Genomic DNA, 22,446 nt, shown 5'->3' with positions numbered 1-22,446 from the left:
CTTCTTCTCCCCGCGCCCAATTCCCTCACCGAATGCTGCCTCGCCTCCTGGCCAGCCTCTTGCTGCTCTTGTTTGCTTATTCCGCCCCGGCCCAAACCGTCAACGTGACCGGCCAGGTGCTCAACGCCCAAACCCACGAGCCCGTACCCTTCGCCATCCTCGGCGTGCGGGGCAAGGCCATCGGCACCGCCGCCGACGAGCAGGGCCGCTACCTGCTGCGCCTCCCGCCCGATTTGCGCGACACGCTCATCGTCTCCTGCGTGGGCTTCGAGCCCCGCCTCGTGCCGCCGGCCCAGGTTATAGCCGGGCAGCGGGTGTTTCAGCTCACGCCCCAGCAACAGGTGCTCAAGGGCGTTACCATCCAAAGCCGCAAGGTGAAGCCCGGCAAGCTGGGCCGCTCCGCCGACAAGGCCGACGTGCGCTGGATGGGCGGCAGCTCGGGCAAAACCACCGTCGACGACGAATGGGGCTGGGAAATCGGGGCCCTGCTTACCCCCGAGCGCCGCTCCTATTTAGAGGAACTCCACGTCTACTTCACCGACAATAAGTACGAGCTGCTGCGCTTCCGCCTCAACCTCTACACCGTCAAGGACAACCGCCCCGACCAGCTCCTGAGCACCCAGGACGTGCAGCTTATCTGCCCGCCCACCCGCCAGGGCTGGCTCAAGCTGGACCTGCGGCCCTATAATATCGAGCTCGACGCCCAGCCCGTGGCCGCTACCCTGCAGTGGCTCCAGAGCGAAAAGAAAGACCCCGAAGACAAGTACTTCTCCATTCCCGTCGTCCGCCAGAAGCAGCCCGGCATGGTGGAGCGCGAAAACGGCCACGCCGCCTGGACCATCCACAACCTGCTCCCCAGCCTGTATTTCACGGTATTAACGGAGATAAAGAAGTAGCCGACCCGGTATAGCTGGTATAGCTAGTGGCTTGGTATAAGAATCGTCTGTCATCCTGAGCTTGCGAAGGACCTTACCACGGCCGCTCCATGTAGGGCATCAGTCGCCCCACGGTCAACTCCTCTTGTCACTCAGTCACGGAGCATTGTGAGCAGTGCACAAGCCATTGTGAAGAGGTCAGCAAGCATTGCGCGTAGGTCAGCGGCCGTTGTCACGAGGGCAGCACGCCTTGTCACCCGGTCAGTACGCATTGTCACGAGGGCAGATGCCCTTGCCACTCGGTCACCAGCCGTTGCCACGACGGCAGCAGGCGTTGCCACCTCGCCAGTGCTCATTGTCACCCCGCCACCGAGCGTTGCCACTTGGTCAGCCCTCATTGTCACCCCACCACCAGCCCTTGCCACGAGGGCAGCCCTCATTGCCACCCCGCCACCGGCCCTTGCCGCCTCCGCAGCAACCCATGACACTTGAGCAACTATGCTTGCACGCGCAGCCGCTGATTCACGGCCTGCATGTGCCCGGCCCGCAGCACGACTACCAGGTACAGAAAGCCGAGCATGACGGGAATAGTCAGATGGTCGCCATACACGATATTCTCCCCCGTTTCTAGCAGCAGCAACAGGGCAAACACACCAAACACCACTTCCACCACAATAGCCCTTCCGGTGTACCGATAAGGCATTTCGCCGAGCACGCCCGGCAGCTCCGCCCCCCACAGGGCCAGCAGCAGCAGGCCATTTATAATCGGCCAGTAAAACAGTAGAGTAGCCGCACCCTGCATAATGGGAATCCCAATACTATCGGCAAAGGGGGGATAATCACCACGAGCCGCCCGGTACGTGTAATACCAGTTTAAGGCCACGAATAAGATACCCCACCCAGCATTAAACCAGAGCAACACGGCCCCCTTGCCAAACGTCGGCCGCCACCGAAGCTCGGCCGCGGTATCGACCCGTAACACCCGCCCAAGTAGTAGCACTACCAAGCCGCTCACCGCCAGCCCCGAGCCCACATCTAACAGCGTGTTCCGGTTGGTGCGCAGCGCTGCTTCCTTTTTATAATAGGTGGCGCGGGACTCACTCATTAGTTTTAGCCGCAAATCCGCTTCGGTTTTCACCGCCCCATCCACGAAAGCCGGCATCAAGCGGGCGTAGAGCCACAACCCGGTTCCTAGTAGAATTACCCCGATAAGCAGCACTCGAATCCGCATCATAAGTATAGGCTCTTAGCCCGCTAAGATAGACGGCTTAGGACTACCCAACCTACCACCTCCCCCGCCACCAACCCATGACGCTCCCGCAACCAGCCCCAGCGGGGCGACATATTGGTAGCAAACCCAGATAACCTTGATTTTCCCAAGCCCCAGCGGGGCGACACCAATCCTGGCAACGGTAGTGTCGCCCCGCTGGGGCTTTTCAAATGTTTCCTCTATCCTTACTACCGATATGCCGCCCCGCTGGGGCTGGCGTTTCCACTCCGTCCCTGAGAATACTCTACTAAAACCCCGACCTATGCGCTTCACCATCGGCACCCGGCAATTCGAACTCCAATGGTTCAGTGACGTCAGCACCCGCAACGGGGCCGGCTGGGAGTTGTGGGAATGCACGGGAGAAAAGACGCTGCTAATCGAAATCTTCCGCCACGACGACCTGAAGAAGATTGACTTCGCCACGTTCGAGGCCGTCGATATTCCTCTGGCAGCCGTAGATGCCTTGCTCAAAACGTTCAACGAGGAAGGCTCCCGGAGTTTCGTGGATGAGTCTTTGTGGTCATAACCAAGCCTCCGCTCCCACTGCTTAACTTGTAGCTTTACCCTACAAGCCAAATTATGCGGTTCCTCTACCTTCCTTACATCTACCTCGCCCTTCTATCCAGTTGCCAAGGAATCCGCCCCGTTGGTGATACCGAATTCACCGATAAGCAACGGGAGCGGCGCTTCAGGCCGAACTCGGCGAAGCTGGCAGTACTACGTCGGGCAGTGAATAACCAACTCCCCGAAGCATACCGCGACAATCCCACACTTCTTAAACGCTACCACTACTGGCCAGTAGTCGTCGACCACCACTTTCGGGGCTTATGGCACTTCGATAACTCTTCGCACCAGGGCCCTATACTGGTGCTGAATGGCAAGTACAACGCAAGAGTTATTCCCATGCTACTGGACAAAGGCCCAACCCTAGATTCACTTCAGGTTGCTCTTAAAAAATATTCATTGGCTGAAATCAACCAGGAAGTACGAACTGGGATTACCATCGAAGTTGAATCCTACTACCGAAAATAGCTTGACATTCCCCAACAAAAAGCCCCCGCTCCCACCGCCGGGGCTTTTTTCGTACCTTCGCCTACCCAAATTCCACCCCATTCCCCCGCGCTATGCAAGCAGCTCCCGCCGCTCCCTATAAGCCGAAAAACCACATCCGCATCGTCACCGCCGCCGCGCTGTTCGACGGCCACGACGCGGCCATCAACATCATGCGCCGCATCATCCAGAGCAGCGGCGCCGAAGTCATCCACCTGGGCCACAACCGCTCGGTGCAGGAAATTGTGGACTGCGCCATCCAGGAAGATGCCCAGGCCATTGCCATTACCTCCTACCAGGGCGGCCACAACGAGTACTTCAAGTACATGTTCGATTTGCTCAAGGAGCGCGGCGCGGGCCACATCCGCCTCTTCGGCGGCGGCGGCGGCGTGATTCTGCCCACCGAAATCGAAGACCTCCACGCCTACGGCATCGAGCAGATCTACTCCCCCGACGCCGGCCGCGCCATGGGCCTGCAGGGCATGATCAACGACCTGCTCCAGCGCTGCGACTTCCCCACCGGCCAGAACCTGAACGGCGAAGTAACCCACGTCAAGGAGAAAGACGCCCGCAGCATCGGCCGCCTCATCTCCGCCGCCGAAAACTTCCCCGAGGAGTTTGAGAAGGTTAGAGAGTTGTTAGTTGCTAGTTGTCAGTTGTCAGTTGGGGGGGAACAAGCCCAACAGAACGACCCAACAACCGACAACGAAAAACTAACAACTGACAACAAACAACTAACAACTCCAATATTAGGCATCACCGGCACCGGCGGCGCGGGTAAGTCGAGCCTGGTGGATGAGCTGGTGCGCCGCTTCCTGATGGACTTCCCCGAGAAGACCATTGCCATCATCTCCGTCGACCCCTCGAAGCGCAAAACCGGCGGGGCCCTGCTCGGCGACCGGATCCGGATGAACTCCATCAACTCGCCCCGGGTGTACATGCGCAGCCTGGCCACCCGCCAGAGCAACCTGGCCCTGAGCAAGTACGTCCAGGACGCCGTCGACGTAGTGCGTGCCGCCGAGTTCGACCTCATCATCCTCGAAACCTCCGGCATCGGGCAGTCCGACACCGAAATCATCGAGCACTCCGACGCCAGCCTCTACGTCATGACGCCCGAGTACGGGGCGGCCACCCAGCTGGAGAAAATCGACATGCTCGACTTCGCCGACGTCATTGCCCTCAACAAGTTCGACAAGCGCGGCGCCCTCGACGCGCTGCGCGACGTGCGCAAGCAGTACCAGCGCAACCACGGCCACTGGGACAAGCCCCTGGACGACATGCCCGTCTTCGGCACCATCGCCTCGCAGTTCAACGACCCGGGCATGAACCGCCTCTACCGGGCCATCCTCAGCATGATTGAGACCAAAACGGGCGTGCCGTTTGCCTCCCAGCTTGCCACCACCAAGGAAGACTCCGAGAAAATCTATATCATTCCGCCGCACCGCACGCGGTATTTGTCTGAAATCGCCGAAACCAACCGCCAATATGACCAGTGGGTTCTCAAACAAGCTGACACCGCTCAGCAACTCTACGGAATCAAGCAAGCCATCGGAGCCGTCCAAAGTGTCGGAAACGCCGCTGCAGGACCTGGCAGCGGGCACGGCGGCCACCAATCCGAATCCGGAAGCCTCGTGGCCGGCCTGGAGAGGACCTTCGAGGAGGTCAAACTCCGGCTGGACGGGCAGAACTGGAAACTCCTGGAAACCTGGCCGCAAAAAGTAGCCGCCTACAAGGCCCCGGAGTTCGTGTTTAAGGTGCGCGACAAGGAAATCCGCATCCAGACCCACACCACCAGCCTCTCGAACCAGCAGATTCCCAAAGTCAGCCTGCCGCGCTACACGGCCTGGGGTGACCTCTTGCGCTGGCAGCTCCAGGAAAACGTGCCCGGCGAGTTTCCCTACACCGCCGGCGTGTTCCCCTTCAAGCGCGAGGGCGAAGACCCGACCCGCATGTTTGCCGGCGAAGGCGGCCCCGAGCGCACCAACCGCCGCTTCCACTACGTAAGCATGGGCCTGCCCGCCAAGCGCCTGTCCACGGCCTTCGACTCGGTGACGCTCTACGGCGAAGACCCCGACCACCGGCCCGACATCTACGGCAAAATCGGCAACGCCGGGGTGAGCATCTGCTGCCTCGACGACGCGAAGAAGCTCTATTCGGGCTTCAACCTGGCCAACCCCAGCACCTCGGTGTCGATGACCATCAACGGCCCCGCCGCCACCCTGGCCGCCTTCTTCATGAACGCCGCCATCGACCAGCAGTGTGAGCTCTATATAAAGGAGAACGGATTAGAGGCAGAAGTAGAAGCTAAAATCAACCAGCTCTACGCCGACAAGGGCCTCAACCGCCCCCGCTACCAGGGCGAGCTGCCCCAGGGCAACGACGGCCTGGGCCTGATGCTGCTCGGCGTCACCGGCGACCAGGTCCTGCCCGCCGACGTCTACGAAACCATCAAGAAACGTACGCTCAGCCAGGTGCGCGGCACCGTGCAGGCCGACATCTTGAAGGAGGACCAGGCCCAGAACACCTGCATCTTCTCCACCGAATTCGCCCTGCGCCTGATGGGCGACGTGCAGGAGTACTTCATCAAGGAGAAGGTCCGCAACTTCTACTCGGTGTCCATTTCCGGCTACCACATTGCCGAAGCCGGCGCCAACCCCCTCACCCAACTAGCTCTGACGCTGAGCAACGGCTTCACCTTCGTGGAGTACTACGTGAGCCGGGGCATGAGCGTGAACGACTTCGCGCCCAACCTCTCGTTCTTCTTCTCCAACGGCATCGACCCCGAGTACGCCGTCATTGGCCGCGTAGCGCGCCGCATCTGGGCCAAGGCCATGAAGCTCAAGTACGGCGCCGACGCCCGGAGCCAGATGCTCAAGTACCACATCCAGACCAGCGGCCGGAGCCTGCACGCCCAGGAAATCGACTTCAACGATATCCGCACCACGTTGCAGGCCCTCTACGCCATCTACGACAACTGCAACTCGCTGCACACCAACGCCTACGATGAGGCCATTACCACCCCCACCGAAGAATCGGTGCGCCGGGCCATGGCCATTCAGCTCATCATCAACCGGGAGCTGGGCCTGGCCAAAAACGAAAATCCGCTGCAAGGCTCCTTCATCATCGAGGAGCTCACCGACCTGGTGGAAGAAGCCGTGCTGATGGAGTTTGACCGCATCACCGAGCGCGGCGGCGTGCTGGGTGCCATGGAAACCATGTACCAGCGCGGCAAAATCCAGGAGGAAAGCATGCACTACGAGATGCTCAAGCACACGGGTGAGTACCCCATCATCGGCGTGAATACCTTCCTCTCCTCCAAAGGCTCGCCCACGGTGGTGCCCGCCGAGGTTATCCGCGCCACCGACGAGGAAAAGCAGTATCAAATCGAGATGCTCAACATCCTGCACACCCGCAACGCCGACCAGACCGCCAGCCGCCTCAAGCAGCTCCAGCAAGTCGCCATTGCCAACGGCAACCTCTTCGCCGAGCTCATGGAAACGGTCAAGTTCTGCTCCTTGGGGCAGATTACGAATGCGCTGTTCGAGGTGGGTGGACAGTACCGCCGGAATATGTAGGACAGGTTAAGATGACTCTGCACAATAAGCTTTTCATGAGTAATCTTGAGCTCGAAGGTGAGAACTGCCCGGCATGGGACTTCATCACTGACGAAGATTGGCAGAGTGTGCTCAACAACTTCGTATTTAAAATTGCTGACAGCTTTGCTTTTGCAGGGGTTTTCAAGAAAGCTGATTTGTTTCCTGATGGACTAAGCTATTTTGGTGACTGGGTACTTGAAGCTGGTGGCTTAGTCGAAGCTGATGACGATATAGTTTGCATGTTTCAGCTTAATGAGAGCTGTAAGGCAAAACTTTTACAATACGAGTTTGCAGTTCATAATTTCAAGAGCGAGAAATTCAGTGATTACTACGAGTTCGACCAACTCTATTTCTTTAGTGGCGAACGGCTAATAGCGAATTACATCAATCACGAAGGCATGATTGTTTTTCTTGACTTGAATGATAATGAAGCAATACTCATCGAAAGCTTAGATCCGCATCTAAAAGCCGCCTTTGTCGATTCTTCAGCATTTGCTGCTGCCTTTAACGCAAACAGATATTCTTAAACAGACGAAGAATATCCCGTCTGGCGCGTTAGGCGCATTCTTAACTTGACAAATCAAAACGCCGCCCAGAGCAATCCGGGCGGCGTTTTGCTGGGCGGCACCACCGGATGTAGAGACGCATATTTGCGTCTCAATCGTTGCTGATGTTGTTTATCCTGTAGTATTACAGGCGTCCTCGTTCAACGGGGAGACGCAAGTATGCGTCTCTACATCGTTCTATCTATGGCTACCGAATTATACCACGATAAATACCGCGTGGCCTCGGCCCGGCTGCGGGGCTACGACTACGGGCAGAACGGGGCCTATTTCGTCACCATTTGCACCCAGCACCGCACCCGCTTCTTCGGCGACATTATCGTACCGGACCACGACTGGGACCGGGCCTACCTGCACCCCACGCCCGTAGCCGCCCTGGTCACCGCCGCCTGGCAGCAGATTCCGCAGCGCTTCCCCTTTGTGCTGCTGGATGCCTTTATCCTCATGCCCGACCACCTGCACGGCCTACTGCTGTTCGACAAACCCACCGAGCCTACCCCACCCCTGCACTATGAAAACCGCTTCACCCCTCAGCGCGACAACCTAGCTGCCATCCTGCGCGGCTTCAAAGCTGGCACCACCGCCCAGGCCCGCCGCGCCGGCCTGCCCCTCACCTGGCAACCCCGCTACCACGACCGGGTAGTGCGTAGCTCGCAGGAGCTGGACAAAATCCGCCATTACATTGTCACCAACCCTGCCCGCTGGCAGCACGAACAATCCGGCGAAGAAGGCCTGTTCCGCTAAAACGATGTAGAGACGCATACTTGCGTCTCCTCGTTGAACGAGGACGCGGGGGTATAATGCCCGGTAAACAACATCAGCAACGATTGAGACGCAAATATGCGTCTCTACATCCCCCTACTAGCGCGCGTCTCTGACTCGTGACTTGCCAGCACCGCGTTTCAGAAGCGAATTACCCGCGCCGGCGGCAACGGCCCCCAACGGCCGCGTCAGAAACGCGAAACCATTACTGGGAGTCGTCCGGGCGGCGGGGGCCGTTTCAGCAGTGACGCGGCCCCGCAGCAACTTCAGCTCCTGCTAGCGCGCTAACAACCGTACTGCCACCGTTACTCTAGTATTGGGTGCGAGTCAGGTTCAGGAACTACCCGACGCCAATCCAGAAGGCGTATAATTCCGAAGCTGCAGCTCCTGATACTGGGCCACAAAAGCCTCGTAATCAAACTCAGGGACCCAGGCACTCATCATTTCACGGAGTTCAGGGTATTCTGGCGCCAGCCGATGCCCAATGTTGATGCCGTCGTCAGGCAACAGTTGGAGGAGTGCTATTTGCCAGTTCTGATAGCCGAGCGACTTGGTCAGCAGGCGCGCATAGCCCAGCAAATCCAGGTACAGCGGGTAGGGCGGCTCCCCTTCGCCGGGGCAAAACACGTACAGGCCCGGGTCCTGCGCTTGGTCGTGGTAGAGGCCCACGCACACGTCCGTATAAGCCAGGTCGACCACCTTGAAGGCGTGCAGGCGTGAGTCGGCCGGTTCGTGGTGCAAGCCCAGTTCCTTGCTCCAGTCGCTGTAGATGTCGTCCAGCGTCAGCATCTGAAACCGCCCAACGGCCTTTGGCCGGCCGGAGTCATCATCGGGGCTGACCCACTCCGTTACACAGCCGTTGAGCTGCAGGCCGTAGTCCATCACCTGCGGCGGAATCCACGCGGCGTTGGGAATCTTGGCCCAGGCCTTGGGCCGGGGGCGCGAACCGCCCTCCGACTCCCGCAGCACGAACAGCTCCCCGCACCGGTCGCAGGCGTCGAGCAGGATGTGGGCAAACTCATTAATCATAAAAACAGGCTAGGTGAAAACGCGTTGGCAAGAAACTGTGGGCGTGCGCCAACAGTCGGCTGCAAAATAGCTCCATTGCGCCTAAAATTTCCCACCCGGCACGGGTTGCCAACCAGCAGCGCTGGCCTCCCTAAGCCGCTCCGGCGGCCAGCCGGTCCCGCGCCGCGCGGAGTCGTCCAGATCGGCTCCGCGACGCGGGACGCTCGGGGCCAAGCCCCTCCGGCATCGGTGTCACTCGGCATAGCCGCGCGAGTGCGCGAAATCCGGGCGGCGGGGCCATTTTAACGGCAGCGCCTGGCACGCCCTCCAACCATTTTCACCCCCGCAGGCAACGTCCCACCGCCCGCCATCATCTGGAGAACTGCGCACGACCGCGCCGCCTTACCCCCACCAGATGAAAGCCCTCTTGCTACGCCTGCTCTGCCTCTTTACCCTCCCCGCCTTTAGCCAGCAGCTGCCCCCGGGCGTGGTGGGCGACTATCACCCGGCCACTTCCCCCGAAGCCAAATACGCGGTACTGGTGCTCGGGGGCGCGGAAGGCGGCAAGCCCACCGAGTTGGCCCGCCTCTTTGTCGAGCAGGGCTACCCGGTCTTGTCCCTGGCGTATTGCAAGGCGGCCGGGCTGCCCGCCGAGCTGGAGCAGATTCCCCTGGAGTACTTCGACGCGCCGATGAAGTGGCTGGCCCGGCAGGCCCCCGGCAAGCGGCAAGGCATCCTGCTGGTCGGCTGGTCGAAAGGGGCGGAGCTGGCCTTGCTGCTGGCCAGCCGGCACGCCGCCGTGCGGGGCGTCGTCGCCATTTCGCCCAGCTCCGTGGCCTGGGCGGGGATTCTGAAGGACTGGAAAAAGACCCCGGGCTCCAGCTGGACGGCCCACCGCCAGCCCCTGCCCTTCGTGCCGTTCCGGTCCGAGGGCGCCACTTCCCTTTTGACGCTCTACGCCAACTCCCTCACCAATCAGCCGGCGGCGGCCGCGGCCGGTATTCCCCTGGAGCGCAGCAAAGCCGCCGTCCTACTGCTTTCCGGTTCGCAGGATGAGGTGTGGCCCGCAACCCTGATGTGCGAACAGCTCATGGCCCGCCTGCAAGCCGCACGCTACGCCCGCCCCTATAGCCACCTCAATTACCCGGAGCTGGGCCACCTGCTGAATGAAAAGTTTCTCCCCGCCACCCCCGAACACCCCTCCCGGACCGCCATTCTCGCCTTCCTGCGCGCTGTAGAATAAGCCCCCGCGCAGCCGCTCGGCTGTGCCGAGTGACGCTTATGCCGCGGGGGCTTATTCTACGGCGCGCGTCCCGCGCGGCAGGGTTGTTCTGGCCGCGCCAACTAATTCGCCGCCGAGCTGCGCACACCTGGTCGTCACTCGGTACAGCCGAGCGACTGCCCCAGCGTAACAAGCCCCCCTAACAACAAAACCGGCCCGCTCCCCTCTCAGGGAAGCGGGCCGGTTCTCATTTCACCCACCCTCTACGCCTCCGTAGCCCCATTTCCGCCGGTCGTCACCAGCTTCCGGGCCTGCCGATACCCCTTGTACAGCTCCTTGTTCAGCAGCTTAAAGGCCTTCATATCCTCGTCCAGCTGCCGCATTTCGTCCATCAGCTCGTCCAGCAAGTCCTCCAGCGCGGCCCCGGCCACCACCCGCTGGTTGATGGTTTTGCGCGGGGCCGGCGCCGCTACGGTAAAGGCCGCCAGCGCGTCGCGCAGGGGCTGCAGCGTCGCCGGCTGCAGGCCCTGCTTGGCCAGCTCCGGCACCACCGCGGGGCGGGCCGCGCTATCCAGCACCGCCTGCACCACCCCGATAAACGCCAGAGGCCGCAGCTTGCGCAGCTGCTTGCTGGTGAGCGTAACCGAGGCCAGCAGGTCATTGTCCTGCAGGCGGGCCGCAATCCGGCTCAGCGGCCCCAGCAGGGCCGGCAGCAGCTCCAGCAGCGTGGTCCGGGCCGTCTTGGCGTCCTCGGTTAGCTCCTGGGTGCGCTTGGCCGTGCCCCCGCGGGCCCCCTGCACCTGCTCGTAGAGGGCGGCTATTTCCGCGGCCTGCTCCCCGGCCACCTCACTGACGGCCACCGCCGCCTTGTTTTCCGTCACATAATCCACCACCTGTCCACACATCACTAACTGGTCTTCTTTAAACTGATTCATGCTGGTAATCATAGACGACGAAACCGCTTCGCCAGCGTGGTAAGCCTCTGCTAACCAGCGTCAAAGTAGCTGAAACGCTCAACAATAGCAACCGCCCCGAAACCCGCATTCGAGCACCCCCCACTCCAATTTGAGCAAGGCAAAACGCCATTCGAGCAAGATGAAACAGCATTCGAGGAAAGCAAAACGCCATTCGAGCAAGGCAAAACCCTATTCGAGGAAAGCAAAACCCTATTCGAGCGACCCGAAACCTTATTCGAGCAAGGCAAAACGGTATTCGAGGAACTCAAAATAGGATTCGAGCAAAGCAAAACAGGGGTTGATTATCCTAAAACACCCTTCGCGCGAAGCAAAACCCTAGTTGCGCGAAGTAACACCTGCTTGCGCCAAGGCCACACCCTTACCGTCCCGTAGCCACTAGGCCCGGGTTCGGCAACGAGGCTCCAGGAAAATACGCCGGCAGCAGCTAAATGCAGGGGCCGGTTCCTTAATTTGCGCCACCCTATATAGTACCCCCTACTTCTCTCCGCAATGGCGCACTCCGCCTCCAACCTCCCGGCCTGCGCCAACTGTGAGCGGCCCTTTGAAGCCGCCGAAAACTACTGCCCCAACTGCGGCCAGCAAAACCACCCCCTCGACCTCTCCTTCGGCCACGTGGCCGAGGAAGTGCTCGAAGGCGTGTTCCACTTCGACGGCAAGGTTTTTCGCACCCTGCGCCTGCTGCTCTTTGCCCCGGGCACGCTCACGCTGCGCTTCTGGCAGGGCAAGCGCGTGGCCTACGTGCCGCCCGTGCGCCTGTACGTCTTCATCAGCTTCCTGTTTTTCCTGCTGCTCTCGCTGGCCCTGCACGCCCCCGAGCACGGCGAAAACCACACCCTGGGCGAGCGGATGCGCCGCGCCGCCCTAACCTTCCGCGCCGACTCCATCCGCCTGGCCTCCACCCCGCCCACCGCCGATTCAGTCCAGAACCAGCTGCGGCTGCGCAAAAGCCGGCACGTTTCGCTAATCAACGGCATCATAAACCTGGACGTCGACAGCGACACGCTGGAGTACCGCCGCTGGAACGGCGTGCTCTACACCCCCCGGGAATGGCGGGAAGTGCCGGAGTATTCCTCGGCCCAGCTCGACGGGCTGCTGCGCCGCCACGGCCAGGAGCCCTCGGCCCTCGCCCGGTTTATCCTGCGCCAGGGCTACCGCATCGCGCAGTCCTCGGAGCAGGATATTTCCCACCAGTTCGTGCGCGGCATCTCCCTGATGATGTTCGTGCTCATGCCCGTGTTTGCGCTGCTGCTCAAGCTGCTCTACGTGCGCCGCAAGCAATATTACCTGGCCCACCTCATGTTCGCCATTCACGTGCACTGCTTCGCCTTCCTGCTCTTTTCCCTGAGCATGGCCCTGAGCCTGTTTGCCCACGTGCCCGCCAAGTCCATCCTGCTGGTGCTGCCCCTGCTGGCCCTGTACCTGTTTCTGGCCCAGCACCGAGCCTACCAACAGAGCTGGCTGAAAACCGCCGTTAAGTTTGTGTTCCTGCTGAGCCTCTACAGCTTTGTCATTGCTGCCGGGCTGCTGGGCGCCCTGGGCCTGAGTGTCGTGCTGGTGTAAGCCGCCGCCCTCCTCTGCGGCGCCGCGCAGCAGCGGCCGGCTTTTTCTACCCCTTCCCACCCCCGCCATGAACCCCACTCCCCTCACCGTCATTGACCTCCAGCCCGAAACCAACCTGGTAGCGCAGTACAAGAACATTCCCCTGGCCCTGGTCAACGACCACACCGTGCGGCTCAGCGTCATGACCGAGCCTTTCTACTGGCATCACCACCCCAACTCCGACGAAACCTTCCTGGTCCTGGAAGGCACCCTCTGCATCGACCTGGAAGGCCGCACCGTGGAGCTCACGCCCGGGCAGCTCTTCACCATCCCCGCCACTGTGCCCCACCGCACCCGCCCCAAGGAAGGCCGCTCCGTGAACCTCACCTTCGAGCGGGCCGATATCCAAACAAGTAAGTCCACGTAACCTGCCCCGTCTGGCTGCTCCTCTCCTTTTCGGGGACTCCTTGCCTACCGCAGAGGCGGCCAAGGGCCGCGCCACCCCAGCAGAACCGCCAAACCACCCCCTTCACCGAAAAGCGCCGCCCCAAAGCCCGGCAATTGCCTAGCTTTACCCCATGCGCACTGCTACCCTCCGGTGGAAAAACGCCCTGCTAGCCCTACTAGCGGTCCTTACCGCCTGCTCTACCCCCGCCGACCACCCCACCAGCGCCCCCGTTCAAGACCCCAGCACCGGCGAAGTCTACACCCCGCGCCGCGTCGTGGTGGCCGATACTCTCTACCGGGGCCGCCTCCTCGACCGGAATGATTCCGTGCTGGTCGCCACCCGCCCCCAGTTCCTGCTCCGCCTCCCCGGCCGCCACGCCCTCGACACCCTGGCCCTGGGCCAGCTCCTGGGCTGGGACTCCACCACCGTGCGCCGCCGCATCCGGGAAGCCCTGCCCTATCCCGGCGCCTACGGCGTGGCCGTGCAGCTGCGCCTGACCCGAAAAGAAGCCGAGCGCATCCGCCAGGACAGCGGCGCCACCGTGCCCCGCCTCACCCTGCTCCAGCGCCGGCAGCGCACCTACACCACGCCCGCCGGCGCCCCCGTGCTGGGCTACCAGAATGCCGAGGCCCAGCCCTTTTTCCGCCAGGCCCGCCGCACCAACCGGGGCCGCTTCTACCGCCTGCGCAACGGGGGCGTGGAAGCCTACTACAACGGCCTGCTCACCGGCCACCCCGGCTACCTCCACCCTTTGGTGGATGCCAAGGGCCAGCCGCACGGCACCTGGGCCAAAGACACCACCTTCCAGCAGGGCCAGGACCTGCACCTGACTATCGACGCCAAGCTCCAGGCCTACGCCGAAAAGCTGCTCGGCAACCGCAAAGGCTACCTCGTCGCCCTCGACCCGCGCACCGGCGAAATCCTGGCCTACGTATCGGCCCCCGTCTACCCCGCCGCCACCCTCACCGCCCCCGACCAGGCCGCTGTCCGCGCCGAGCTGCTCGAGCACGAAGACATGCCTTTGCTCAACCGCCCCGCCATGCTGGCCAACCCGCCCGGCTCGGTCTTCAAGCTCGTGAATGCCGCCATTGCCCTGCAAATGCACGCCATTACCCCCGGCTCGGCCTTCCGCTGCAACCAGGAGCTGGTCAGCTGCGTGCACCACCACAAGCCCGCCCGCACCCTGACCCTGGGCCTTAAGTACAGCTGCAACCCCTACTTCTACCAGGTCATGCAGAGCCTCATCGACTGCGTGCCCGACTCCCTGGCCCAGGACACCATAGCCGCCCGCCACGCCAATCTCAGCCAGTGGCGGCGCTACGCCCGCTCCTTCGGCCTCGACTCCGTGCTCGGCGTGGATCTGCCCCGGGAGGCCCCCGGCTTTCTGCCCACGGCCGCCTACTACGACAAGGCCCGCCGCACCCGCCACTGGACCTACCGCTCCATCTACTCGCTCAGCATCGGGCAGGGCGAAATCAACCTTACGGGCCTGCAAATGGCCAACATGGCCGCCATTATTGCCAACCGCGGCTGGTACTACCCGCCCCACCTCGTGCGCGGCATCGGCGAGAATGGCCCCCTGGCCCGCTTCACCCGCAAGCGCTACACCCTCGTCGACAGCACCCACTTCGAGGCCCTGATTCCCGGCATGGTGGCCGTGATGCAGCGCGGCGGTACCGCCGACGCCTCCAGCCTCGCCGACGTGGGCATCACCGTGGCCGGCAAAACCGGCACCGTGCAGAACGACGAGGGCGACGACCACGCCGCCTTCGTCGGCTTCGCCCCGGCCCATAACCCCAAGATTGCCGTGGCCGTGTACCTCGAAAACGCCGGCTTCGGGGCCACTGCCGCCGCGCCCTGCGCCGTGATGGTCATGGAAAAGCACCTGCGCGGCACCATTGCCCCCAAGCGCAAGCGCTGGGAAAAGCGGATTCAGCACCGGGCTCGGAATGGGTACTAGCCAAGCAGCTCCCGACCCTGTACATCTATCCGCTAGGGGCTAACGTTCGCCATCAATGCTGAAAGCAACCGCTGCCGTAGCCCGGGTCTGGACCAAAGCCCTGCTCGCCACGCTCGGCGCCTGTCTTATCATCTCGGTTCTGACCTTGGCCACGAAGAGTAACCTGGGGGCGGATGTGTTCCTCGTTCTTTTGGCCGGTGTGGCCGGCATTGCCGCCTTTGTTTGGCTAACTCAGGCCGTCATGATCAGCGTATCTGCCAAGCAGCGGCCTTCTTATGCAGTACTGGGCTGCATGCTTGCAGCCCTCGCCGCCACCGGGTGTAGCGCATTCTACGCCCAGGGGCTATTCTACGGGCAAGAAGTGCTTAGCGCCACCTTCCTAATAACGCGGAACGGGCGCCGCGACCTTGCTCTTTATTGAATTCTATGTCGCCTTCCCGCCTACTGCTAGCTGCAGCCCTGTTGTTCACGGCTTGCGCATCACCCGCCCCTGAGGGCTTAACTTCGCCCACGACCAAGGCCGCCGCCCTGGTACGCTTCACGGAGGAGCTAGAGGTCTTAGCACCCGTGCTGGAGCCAGCGGCCGGAATGAGCCCGGTTGCCTACTTTGTTTCCAAGCCGGCAGCTGGTGAGCAAAATTCGCTGTCGGCGGCCGCGCACCTGCTGCGCCAATCACCGGACCTGTTGAACGAGCTGGCCTCGCTCTATCTCGGCTGCTTCCAGCCGTTTGGCCCGCACAAAGCCGATACGGCGGCCCAACGCACCAAACTGCGCGCCTTGCTGCGTACCCGCCCTGATTTGGACCTCGGTTGGGTGTGGCTGGCCAGCACCCAAAAGAACCCGGCGCAGGCCCTGACCGCGCTTTCCCGGGCTATTGCGTTGAATCAGCAGGTGGGCTATTACTACCGGCAGCGCGCACTCTTGTACGTATTGCAGGACAACTACGCAGCGGCCGTCCAGGACTGCCAGAAGGCCTTGCCGCTGTATCAGGACCGCTCGGGCGTGTATCAGGAGCTGGCCGATATCTACGCCCTGCAGCACGACGACCAGCACTTCAGCCAAACCAGTGAGGTCAGGTTAGCCGGGCTGCGCCACGCGCTGACCCGACTTCAGCGCTACCCGCAAGCCAAGGGCTTCCAGCAGGACAGCATCCGTCGGCTGCGTGAGCTGCTGGGGTATGGCCACCTGACCAAAGCGCTGTACTTCCTGGAAACCCGTCATCAGCCCACCGTGGGCTGTGCTGATCTGGCCAAAGCAGCCGCTTACGGAGTTGAGGAAGCCCCGGCTTTGCAACGCCAGTACTGCCGCTAGGCGGGAAAGCACGTTTCCCGGAATCGTTGCTGGGGTTTAGGGCGCACGGCGGCCCCACAAGCATTCAAAAAACCTATAGCGCCGAATGCGGCCGGCCTCCGCTGGTTTTTCCGGTTGCTGCTAAACAACTTAGAAAAGGACAGCGTACAGCTTGGCACTATGTACCACTGCTGTACGCTACCCTTTTATGACTTCTAACCAAGCCGACTTAGCCAGCCTGCAGCACCGCATCGACTTGCTGGAAAAGCAGCTTAAGCGCCAGCGCCTGCTGGGCATTCTGGGCGGCCTGGCCCTGCTGGCCGCGGCCCTGAGCAGCTTCGTGGCGGCCCGCCCGCCGTACCTGCACGTGCGGGGCATTACGGTGGAAGATGCCGCTGGCAAAGCCCGCATCCTGATTGGAGCACCGGCCGAAACGGCCGGCCGCCGGCGTAAAGATGCCGGCACCGCCTCCCTGGTCGTGCTGGGCCCCAAGGGGCAGGACCGGCTTATTCTGGGCGAGGCCCCCAACCCCGTGCTGCAGGGCAAAGTGTATCCCCGGATTGCGGCTTCCTACGGCCTCACCATCCACGACTCCACCGGGCAGGAACGGGGCGGCATGTCTTTCCTCGACAACGGCCGCGGCGTCATTGCCCTGGACCGCCACAACCAGGACGCCGTCGAGCTGATTGTCAACGACAAGACGGGTTTTGCCGGGCTGACCATGAATTATGAGCGACCCTTCGGGCAATATAAAGAGGCCGTCCGCATCGGTACCAAGGGCACGGAAGTCTGGTGGGCTCTGTCGGACACCGCCGAAACCGAAAGAGCCAGCCTCTACATCCGCGACGCGGCCGCGCCCAAGCTGAGCGTAGTACCCGCCGCGCGCAAGTAAGAAGTAGGCCGGCAGGCAACGCATGTCGGCGGGGCGGCGTCTTGCCAGGCACGGCCCCGGCTGGGCCGGGTGCACTCCTCCGTCTTACCCGCTTGATTTGCTATGAAACAACTCCTGTTTTCCCTTCGCCTGGGGCTGCTATTGCTTGGTTCAGGTACGGCCCGGGCCCAGGGCCCGGCGCCCGCCAACCCCTACGCCGCCGCGCGCCGTATCATTGCCGACCACGACTCCATTGTGACGCCCAACGGGGTACAGGAGACGTATGCCCTGCCCATTGGTGGGGTCAAACAGTGGGTGTACGTGCGGGGACAAGACCGGCGCAACCCCATTATCCTGTTCGTGCACGGCGGGCCGGCCTCGCCCATGGCTCCGGTATCGTGGATGTTTCAGCGGCCCCTGGAGGAGTATTTCACCGTGGTGCAGTACGACCAGCGCGCCGCCGGCAAAACCTACGCCACCAACGACACCACGAATCTGGGCGCCACCATCCGCATCGAGCAGTACGTCGACGACGCCATTGCTTTGGCCGAGGCGGTGCGCCAGAAATACGGGCAGCCCAAAGTTATTCTCATGGGTCACAGCTGGGGCACCATCGTGGGCATGCGCGCGGCCCTGAAGCGCCCCGACCTGTTTTACGCTTACGTCGGCATTGGGCAGGTCATCAGCGTGCAGGACAACGAGCGGCTGAGCTTTGAATATGCGCTGAAGCGGGCTACGGCGGAGAAAAACGAAACGGCCCTGCGGGAGCTTCGCTCCATTGCGCCCTACCCCGGCAACCAGCCCATTACCCGGGAGCGAATCATCATTGCCCGCACCTGGCCCCAGTACTACGGCGGCCTCTCGGCCTACCGGTCCACTTCGGATTACTACTTCAATGCCCCGCTCCTGTCGCCGGCCTACACCGCCGCCGAAACGGCGGCCATCGACCAGGGCAACCAGTTTACCCTGGGCCGACTATTACCCGCTTTTTTGCAGGTCGATTTTAAGCCCGTGAAGTCCTTTCCCATCCCGGTGTTCATGCTCATGGGCCGCCACGACTACACCACGCCTTCGGAACCCACGGCGGCCTGGCTAACTCAGGTGCGGGCCCCGCTGAAAAAGGGCGTCTGGTTTGAAAACTCGGCCCACCTGATTCCGCTCGAAGAGCCCGGCAAGCTGCTGCTCACGCTCGTCAACGAAGTCAGGCCCCTGGCCGCCAAGCCCGCGGGCCGCAAGTAGCCGTAGGGCACCGATGGGTGGCGGCTTTTGCGGCTTTTGCGGAAAAAGCCCTAAGCTTGCTCTTCTAACCAAATCAGCCCATGCCGTATTCCTCCTTCGTATCCAGCACTAGTAAGTTATGGGCGGCCCTGGCGCTGGCCGTCCCGCTCAGCGCCTGCGGCAGTCTGTTTGGCAAAGAAGTGGCCCGCCTGCCCATCAACGCCCTGAGCACCCCGGGCCACGAAGTAACCCGGGAAGCCACGCTGCAGCTGCAGAAAGATGAGCAGGTAGCCCTGTGGTCGGACATGGATATGGCCTACGACGGGGAGGCCCCGGTGCGGTTTCAGGTGCAGGTGCTCCAAAACGGCCGGCCCTACCAGCAGCTGGAGCTGGACCCGACCGAGAAGAACGTTACCGTGGGAGAAGTTAAGACCAACCTCAACGGCAAAGTAAACTGGCGCTTCACGGGCAAGAACGGCAGCCTGACCGTGCCCGCGGCCGGTACCTACACCTTCCGGGCCCACCTGGTAGCGGCGGCCAACCCCACGCTGCGCATCACCAAGGCCGAACTGGTACTCAAAAAGTAAGCTCCTTACCCTTCCTTCCTTCCTTACTAACCCGCGCATGACGCCCGAAATCCGGCAGCTGATTCACCAACTTGGCGGCACTACCCCGGCCGCGCCCGATGCTACGCTGCCGGAGTTTCTGCTGGCCACTTCGTTTCCGCACCCGCTCTACCCGCGCAGCTACGCCGAGGAGCTTTTCGGCCTCGACGAGTTTTACGCCCAGCACCAGAGCCTGTACGCCCAGGATTCGGCGGCTTTTTTTGAGGCTCTGCGCCGGCACTTCTTTTCCGACCACGAGCTTCCCTACGGCCAGGACTTTTACCGGCCTTTCCGGTTCACGCCCTTCACCAAGGACACCCCCAACTACGGCGAGCTGGACGACCTGGTCACGCCCGCGCAGGTGCAGCAGACCATTCCCGGCGAGCCGCTGGAATTCATCTGCTTCTGCTTTTCCTATGGCTTCCCTGACCACTACTTCGTCTGCCTCGGCGACGCCGACCCGCAGAACCCGACCGTGTACGGCACCGACCACGAAGTATTTTTTCAGGAAATAAGCACGGTGGGCAGCCTGGCCGATTTCTTCCGCCGCTACTTAACCCCAACGGAATTTCTGGCCCTGGCCCGGCAGCACTTTGCGGGCCGGGCGGCCGGCTAGCCCCCGACCAGGCCCCACTTGAGCGGTAAGGGCCGCGCGCGTCCGTTTACCCGTACTCTGGCTACTTTCCGATGCTGTATAAAATCTGTTTTCCGCTGCTGTTTCTGGTTGGTTTGTACTTCCTACTTAAAAGCATCGGCCGCACTATTGCCCTCTACAGCCAAAATCAGCTGGAAGTGGATGCTACCCAAGTATCCTTTGACCTGGCCCTGCCCAGGGCCGGCACCTACGAAATAGCCACCAAGCGCAGCCAGTTTGCCGGCCTGGCCCCTACGGATACTCCCTTTGAGGTGGTGCTAAAAGGGACGAACCAACGTCTGCCCGTGCGTCCTCTGACCAACTTAATGAACTTCAAGCGGGTCAATATGGCGGGGGAGCGAATTACGGCCGTGGCCGAGTTTACCGCGCCCGGCGCCGCTGAGGTGGAGCTGCGCAGCCCGCAGGCGCACCGGTTTCGGCCCCAGGACCGGCTCATTATTATGCCTAGCACCGCCGGCCAGGGTCTGGGACTGATTTTGGCCATTGTGCTGGCGGGCCTGGCCACTATCGGCGGCTTTGTTGCCAGCCTCATTGTTCTAACCCGGGGCTAGGCGGCCACTAAAAAAATGCCTGTCCATTTAGCGGTTGCGCCGGCCGGCGTTCCGGGGCTTCCTTTGCCTGAAAAACAATGACCCACCGCCCCTACCACCACTTTAAGAACCTGCATTACCAGGCCGCGCCCCTGTTGCTGGCCCCGGCTTGGGACGCCCGCAGCGCCAGTACCAGCCAGGCCCTGGGCTTCGCCGCCGTGGGCACTTCCAGCGCCGCCATGGCCGCCCTGCTGGGCTACGCCGACGGCGAGCAGCTGCCCTTCCCCGAACTGCGCTACCTAGTTAGCCGGATTTGTGCCAGCACCACCCTGCCAGTGTCCGTCGACCTGGAAGGGGGCTACAGCCGCGACCCGGCCCAGATTGCCGCCCACATTCGGGAGCTGGCCAGCCTGGGCGTAGTCGGCATCAACCTCGAAGACTCCGTGGGTGTTGCCGGGGGGCGGCAGTTGCTGGAGCCCACCGGCTTTGCCGAAACTTTGCGCACCATCCGCACCGAGCTGGCCCAGGCCCGGGTCGAGGTATTTCTCAACGTGCGCACCGACACGTACTTGCTGGGCTCGGCCAATCCGCTGCCAGCGACCCTACTTCGCCAGCAGCTCTACGAAGCGGCCGGGGCCGACGGGCTGTTTGTGCCCGGCCTGACCGAGCTGCCCGCCATGCACGACCTGTGCCGGGCCAGCCGTCTGCCCCTGAACGTTATGGCTGTGCCGGGCCTGCCGGCTTTCGGGGAACTGCAGGCGGCGGGGGTGCGGCGCATCAGTTTGGGCAATTTTCTGTTTGAAGCCCTGACCACTCGGCAGCGGCAGCTTAGCCAGCAGATTCAGCACGACCAAACCTGTACTTCCCTGTTTGCCTGATGCCCCACCCGGAACTCTTCGCCCTAACTCCGGTAGAATGCTACCAGGCCCTGCTGGCAAAAGATGCCCGCTACGAAGGCCGCTTTATTGCCGCCGTCAAAACCACCGGCATCTTCTGCCGACCTACCTGCCCGGCCCGCAAGCCCAAGTTCGGCAACGTCGAGTTTGTTGCCACCGCCCGGGAGGCCCTGCTGCGCGGCTACCGCCCGTGCAAAGTGTGCACGCCCCTGGCCCCCCGCGACGCGACGCCGGCCTTCATTGCCCGCTTGCTGCACCAGCTGGCCGAGCAGCCCACGGTCCGCATCTCCGACGCCGACCTGCGGCAACGGGGCCTGGAACCGGCCACGGTGCGGCGCTGGTTTCGGCGCCAGCACGGGCTTACATTTCAGGCCTATCAGCGCCTGAATCGCCTGAACCGGGCTTTCGGGCAGCTGCAAAGCGGCGAAACGGTGACGGCCGCCGCCTTCGATAGCGGCTACGAGTCGCTCAGCGGCTTTCAGGATTCGTTTAAGGCCGTCTTCGGTGTAGCCCCAACCCGTAGCCGACAGCAGCATATCATCAACCTTACGCGCCTGGAAACGCCTTTGGGCAGCATGCTGGCCTGCGCCACCGAGCGTGGCATCTGTCTGCTGGAGTTTACCGACCGGCGCATGCTGGAAACGGAGCTTAAGGAGTTGGCCCGGCGCCTGACGGCCACCATCGTACCAAGTGAGAATCCCCATTTTGCGGTGCTCCGGGCTCAACTGGCCGAGTACTTCGGGGGCCGGCGCCAGCAGTTTTCGGTTCCGCTGCACACGCCCGGCACCGCCTTCCAGCAGGCTGTGTGGCGGGCCCTGGAGCAGATTTCCTACGGCAGCACCCGCTCCTACGGGCAGCAGGCCGCGGCGCTGGGCCGGCCTAGCGCCGTACGGGCCGTGGCGGCCGCCAACGGGCTGAACCGGGTGGCCATCCTGATTCCCTGCCACCGCGTGCTGGGCGCCCACGGGCAGCTGACCGGCTACGGCGGGGGCCTGTGGCGCAAGCAATGGCTGCTCGAGCTCGAACGGGGCGGCGCCTAGTACCCAAGCCCGGCGGCGGGGTTAAATGGCTGCTTGGGTAACAGGCAGACCTAGCCTGCCGTTTTGCGTAG

Annotated in this window: 22 protein-coding genes; 19 read left to right on the top strand and 3 right to left on the bottom strand. The window is 62.3% G+C overall.

Translation table 11 applies throughout. The annotated features are described in order from the left end of the window. Window positions 1-32 precede the first annotated feature (32 nt). Entirely contained in the window at window positions 33-896 is an 864-nt protein-coding gene (locus CLV45_RS08620; protein WP_100335956.1) for a carboxypeptidase-like regulatory domain-containing protein, read from the top strand. Between the two features lie 475 nt (window positions 897-1,371). On the opposite strand, the gene CLV45_RS08610 is transcribed toward CLV45_RS08620, so the two are convergent. Next, entirely contained in the window at window positions 1,372-2,109 is a 738-nt protein-coding gene (locus CLV45_RS08610) for a hypothetical protein (protein WP_100335954.1), read from the bottom strand. Between the two features lie 298 nt (window positions 2,110-2,407). Here CLV45_RS08610 and CLV45_RS08605 point away from each other — a divergent pair, with 298 nt between their 5' ends. The 5 genes from CLV45_RS08605 (at window position 2,408) to CLV45_RS08585 (ending at window position 8,098) form a co-directional block, all read left to right on the top strand. Continuing rightward, window positions 2,408-2,671 (top strand): hypothetical protein, encoded by a 264-nt coding sequence (locus CLV45_RS08605; protein ID WP_100335953.1) that lies wholly within the window; start codon window positions 2,408-2,410, stop codon window positions 2,669-2,671. A gap of 53 nt (window positions 2,672-2,724) precedes the next feature. After that, window positions 2,725-3,177, top strand: coding sequence for a hypothetical protein (locus CLV45_RS08600; RefSeq protein ID WP_100335952.1), 453 nt, complete (start codon window positions 2,725-2,727; stop codon window positions 3,175-3,177). A 92-nt stretch (window positions 3,178-3,269) separates the two neighbouring features. Next, entirely contained in the window at window positions 3,270-6,770 is a 3,501-nt protein-coding gene (locus tag CLV45_RS08595; RefSeq protein ID WP_100335951.1) for a methylmalonyl-CoA mutase family protein, read from the top strand. A 35-nt stretch (window positions 6,771-6,805) separates the two neighbouring features. Further along, window positions 6,806-7,318, top strand: coding sequence for a hypothetical protein (locus CLV45_RS08590; RefSeq protein WP_100335950.1), 513 nt, complete (start codon window positions 6,806-6,808; stop codon window positions 7,316-7,318). A 222-nt stretch (window positions 7,319-7,540) separates the two neighbouring features. Next, window positions 7,541-8,098, top strand: a complete 558-nt coding sequence (locus CLV45_RS08585; protein WP_100335949.1) for a transposase — start codon at window positions 7,541-7,543, stop codon at window positions 8,096-8,098. Between the two features lie 351 nt (window positions 8,099-8,449). Here CLV45_RS08585 and CLV45_RS08580 read toward each other — a convergent pair whose 3' ends face one another. Next, complete coding sequence (locus tag CLV45_RS08580; protein WP_100335948.1) at window positions 8,450-9,145, bottom strand: hypothetical protein; 696 nt, start codon at window positions 9,143-9,145, stop codon at window positions 8,450-8,452. 394 nt (window positions 9,146-9,539) lie between these two features. Here CLV45_RS08580 and CLV45_RS08575 point away from each other — a divergent pair, with 394 nt between their 5' ends. Further along, window positions 9,540-10,367 (top strand): acyl-CoA thioester hydrolase/BAAT C-terminal domain-containing protein, encoded by an 828-nt coding sequence (locus tag CLV45_RS08575; protein WP_100335947.1) that lies wholly within the window; start codon window positions 9,540-9,542, stop codon window positions 10,365-10,367. A gap of 242 nt (window positions 10,368-10,609) precedes the next feature. Here the strand turns inward: CLV45_RS08575 and CLV45_RS08570 are convergent, their stop codons facing one another. Continuing rightward, window positions 10,610-11,281, bottom strand: coding sequence for a hypothetical protein (locus CLV45_RS08570; RefSeq protein WP_157807377.1), 672 nt, complete (start codon window positions 11,279-11,281; stop codon window positions 10,610-10,612). Window positions 11,282-11,812: 531 nt separating this feature from the next. Between CLV45_RS08570 and CLV45_RS08565 the strand changes: the two genes are divergently transcribed. From CLV45_RS08565 to CLV45_RS08510, 12 genes are all read left to right on the top strand, one after another. Continuing rightward, window positions 11,813-12,883, top strand: coding sequence for a DUF3667 domain-containing protein (locus CLV45_RS08565; protein ID WP_100335945.1), 1,071 nt, complete (start codon window positions 11,813-11,815; stop codon window positions 12,881-12,883). A 67-nt stretch (window positions 12,884-12,950) separates the two neighbouring features. Next, window positions 12,951-13,289, top strand: coding sequence for a cupin domain-containing protein (locus CLV45_RS08560; RefSeq protein WP_100335944.1), 339 nt, complete (start codon window positions 12,951-12,953; stop codon window positions 13,287-13,289). Window positions 13,290-13,440: 151 nt separating this feature from the next. Then, window positions 13,441-15,270: a peptidoglycan D,D-transpeptidase FtsI family protein gene (locus tag CLV45_RS08555; protein ID WP_100335943.1), complete on the top strand. Its 1,830-nt coding sequence runs from the start codon at window positions 13,441-13,443 to the stop codon at window positions 15,268-15,270. A 55-nt stretch (window positions 15,271-15,325) separates the two neighbouring features. Further along, window positions 15,326-15,691, top strand: coding sequence for a hypothetical protein (locus tag CLV45_RS08550; RefSeq protein ID WP_100335942.1), 366 nt, complete (start codon window positions 15,326-15,328; stop codon window positions 15,689-15,691). 5 nt (window positions 15,692-15,696) lie between these two features. After that, window positions 15,697-16,581, top strand: a complete 885-nt coding sequence (locus tag CLV45_RS08545) for a tetratricopeptide repeat protein (RefSeq protein ID WP_157807376.1) — start codon at window positions 15,697-15,699, stop codon at window positions 16,579-16,581. 187 nt (window positions 16,582-16,768) lie between these two features. Next, entirely contained in the window at window positions 16,769-17,452 is a 684-nt protein-coding gene (locus CLV45_RS08540) for a hypothetical protein (protein ID WP_100335940.1), read from the top strand. Window positions 17,453-17,554: 102 nt separating this feature from the next. Next, window positions 17,555-18,670 (top strand): alpha/beta fold hydrolase, encoded by a 1,116-nt coding sequence (locus CLV45_RS08535; protein WP_100335939.1) that lies wholly within the window; start codon window positions 17,555-17,557, stop codon window positions 18,668-18,670. An 80-nt stretch (window positions 18,671-18,750) separates the two neighbouring features. Next, window positions 18,751-19,236, top strand: coding sequence for a hypothetical protein (locus tag CLV45_RS08530; RefSeq protein ID WP_100335938.1), 486 nt, complete (start codon window positions 18,751-18,753; stop codon window positions 19,234-19,236). A gap of 37 nt (window positions 19,237-19,273) precedes the next feature. Then, window positions 19,274-19,870, top strand: coding sequence for a hypothetical protein (locus CLV45_RS08525; protein WP_100335937.1), 597 nt, complete (start codon window positions 19,274-19,276; stop codon window positions 19,868-19,870). A gap of 71 nt (window positions 19,871-19,941) precedes the next feature. Beyond that, entirely contained in the window at window positions 19,942-20,460 is a 519-nt protein-coding gene (locus tag CLV45_RS08520) for a hypothetical protein (protein ID WP_100335936.1), read from the top strand. A 77-nt stretch (window positions 20,461-20,537) separates the two neighbouring features. Then, the gene (locus CLV45_RS08515; RefSeq protein ID WP_100335935.1) at window positions 20,538-21,317 is read left to right on the top strand and encodes an isocitrate lyase/PEP mutase family protein; all 780 of its coding nucleotides are present in this window, start codon (window positions 20,538-20,540) and stop codon (window positions 21,315-21,317) included. Then, the gene (locus CLV45_RS08510; protein ID WP_100335934.1) at window positions 21,317-22,375 is read left to right on the top strand and encodes a bifunctional transcriptional activator/DNA repair enzyme AdaA; all 1,059 of its coding nucleotides are present in this window, start codon (window positions 21,317-21,319) and stop codon (window positions 22,373-22,375) included. The genes CLV45_RS08515 and CLV45_RS08510 overlap by 1 nt, the downstream gene beginning before the upstream one ends. Window positions 22,376-22,446: the final 71 nt, after the last annotated feature.

Source organism: Hymenobacter chitinivorans DSM 11115, assembly GCF_002797555.1.
Taxonomy (GTDB): domain Bacteria; phylum Bacteroidota; class Bacteroidia; order Cytophagales; family Hymenobacteraceae; genus Hymenobacter; species Hymenobacter chitinivorans.
Note: the sequence above shows the minus strand (reverse complement) of the source record. Positions and strands in the feature narration are given on the sequence as shown.

What these genes read in the sequence shown, in the direction of transcription:
- CLV45_RS08620 (WP_100335956.1), top strand. Translation starts at nt 33, where the DNA reads ATGCTGCCTCGCCTCCTGGCCAGCCTCTTGCTGCTCTTGTTTGCTTAT.
- CLV45_RS08610 (WP_100335954.1), bottom strand. Translation starts at nt 2,109, where the DNA reads ATGATGCGGATTCGAGTGCTGCTTATCGGGGTAATTCTACTAGGAACC.
- CLV45_RS08605 (WP_100335953.1), top strand. Translation starts at nt 2,408, where the DNA reads ATGCGCTTCACCATCGGCACCCGGCAATTCGAACTCCAATGGTTCAGT.
- CLV45_RS08600 (WP_100335952.1), top strand. Translation starts at nt 2,725, where the DNA reads ATGCGGTTCCTCTACCTTCCTTACATCTACCTCGCCCTTCTATCCAGT.
- CLV45_RS08595 (WP_100335951.1), top strand. Translation starts at nt 3,270, where the DNA reads ATGCAAGCAGCTCCCGCCGCTCCCTATAAGCCGAAAAACCACATCCGC.
- CLV45_RS08590 (WP_100335950.1), top strand. Translation starts at nt 6,806, where the DNA reads ATGAGTAATCTTGAGCTCGAAGGTGAGAACTGCCCGGCATGGGACTTC.
- CLV45_RS08585 (WP_100335949.1), top strand. Translation starts at nt 7,541, where the DNA reads ATGGCTACCGAATTATACCACGATAAATACCGCGTGGCCTCGGCCCGG.
- CLV45_RS08580 (WP_100335948.1), bottom strand. Translation starts at nt 9,145, where the DNA reads ATGATTAATGAGTTTGCCCACATCCTGCTCGACGCCTGCGACCGGTGC.
- CLV45_RS08575 (WP_100335947.1), top strand. Translation starts at nt 9,540, where the DNA reads ATGAAAGCCCTCTTGCTACGCCTGCTCTGCCTCTTTACCCTCCCCGCC.
- CLV45_RS08570 (WP_157807377.1), bottom strand. Translation starts at nt 11,281, where the DNA reads ATGAATCAGTTTAAAGAAGACCAGTTAGTGATGTGTGGACAGGTGGTG.
- CLV45_RS08565 (WP_100335945.1), top strand. Translation starts at nt 11,813, where the DNA reads ATGGCGCACTCCGCCTCCAACCTCCCGGCCTGCGCCAACTGTGAGCGG.
- CLV45_RS08560 (WP_100335944.1), top strand. Translation starts at nt 12,951, where the DNA reads ATGAACCCCACTCCCCTCACCGTCATTGACCTCCAGCCCGAAACCAAC.
- CLV45_RS08555 (WP_100335943.1), top strand. Translation starts at nt 13,441, where the DNA reads ATGCGCACTGCTACCCTCCGGTGGAAAAACGCCCTGCTAGCCCTACTA.
- CLV45_RS08550 (WP_100335942.1), top strand. Translation starts at nt 15,326, where the DNA reads ATGCTGAAAGCAACCGCTGCCGTAGCCCGGGTCTGGACCAAAGCCCTG.
- CLV45_RS08545 (WP_157807376.1), top strand. Translation starts at nt 15,697, where the DNA reads ATGTCGCCTTCCCGCCTACTGCTAGCTGCAGCCCTGTTGTTCACGGCT.
- CLV45_RS08540 (WP_100335940.1), top strand. Translation starts at nt 16,769, where the DNA reads ATGACTTCTAACCAAGCCGACTTAGCCAGCCTGCAGCACCGCATCGAC.
- CLV45_RS08535 (WP_100335939.1), top strand. Translation starts at nt 17,555, where the DNA reads ATGAAACAACTCCTGTTTTCCCTTCGCCTGGGGCTGCTATTGCTTGGT.
- CLV45_RS08530 (WP_100335938.1), top strand. Translation starts at nt 18,751, where the DNA reads ATGCCGTATTCCTCCTTCGTATCCAGCACTAGTAAGTTATGGGCGGCC.
- CLV45_RS08525 (WP_100335937.1), top strand. Translation starts at nt 19,274, where the DNA reads ATGACGCCCGAAATCCGGCAGCTGATTCACCAACTTGGCGGCACTACC.
- CLV45_RS08520 (WP_100335936.1), top strand. Translation starts at nt 19,942, where the DNA reads ATGCTGTATAAAATCTGTTTTCCGCTGCTGTTTCTGGTTGGTTTGTAC.
- CLV45_RS08515 (WP_100335935.1), top strand. Translation starts at nt 20,538, where the DNA reads ATGACCCACCGCCCCTACCACCACTTTAAGAACCTGCATTACCAGGCC.
- CLV45_RS08510 (WP_100335934.1), top strand. Translation starts at nt 21,317, where the DNA reads ATGCCCCACCCGGAACTCTTCGCCCTAACTCCGGTAGAATGCTACCAG.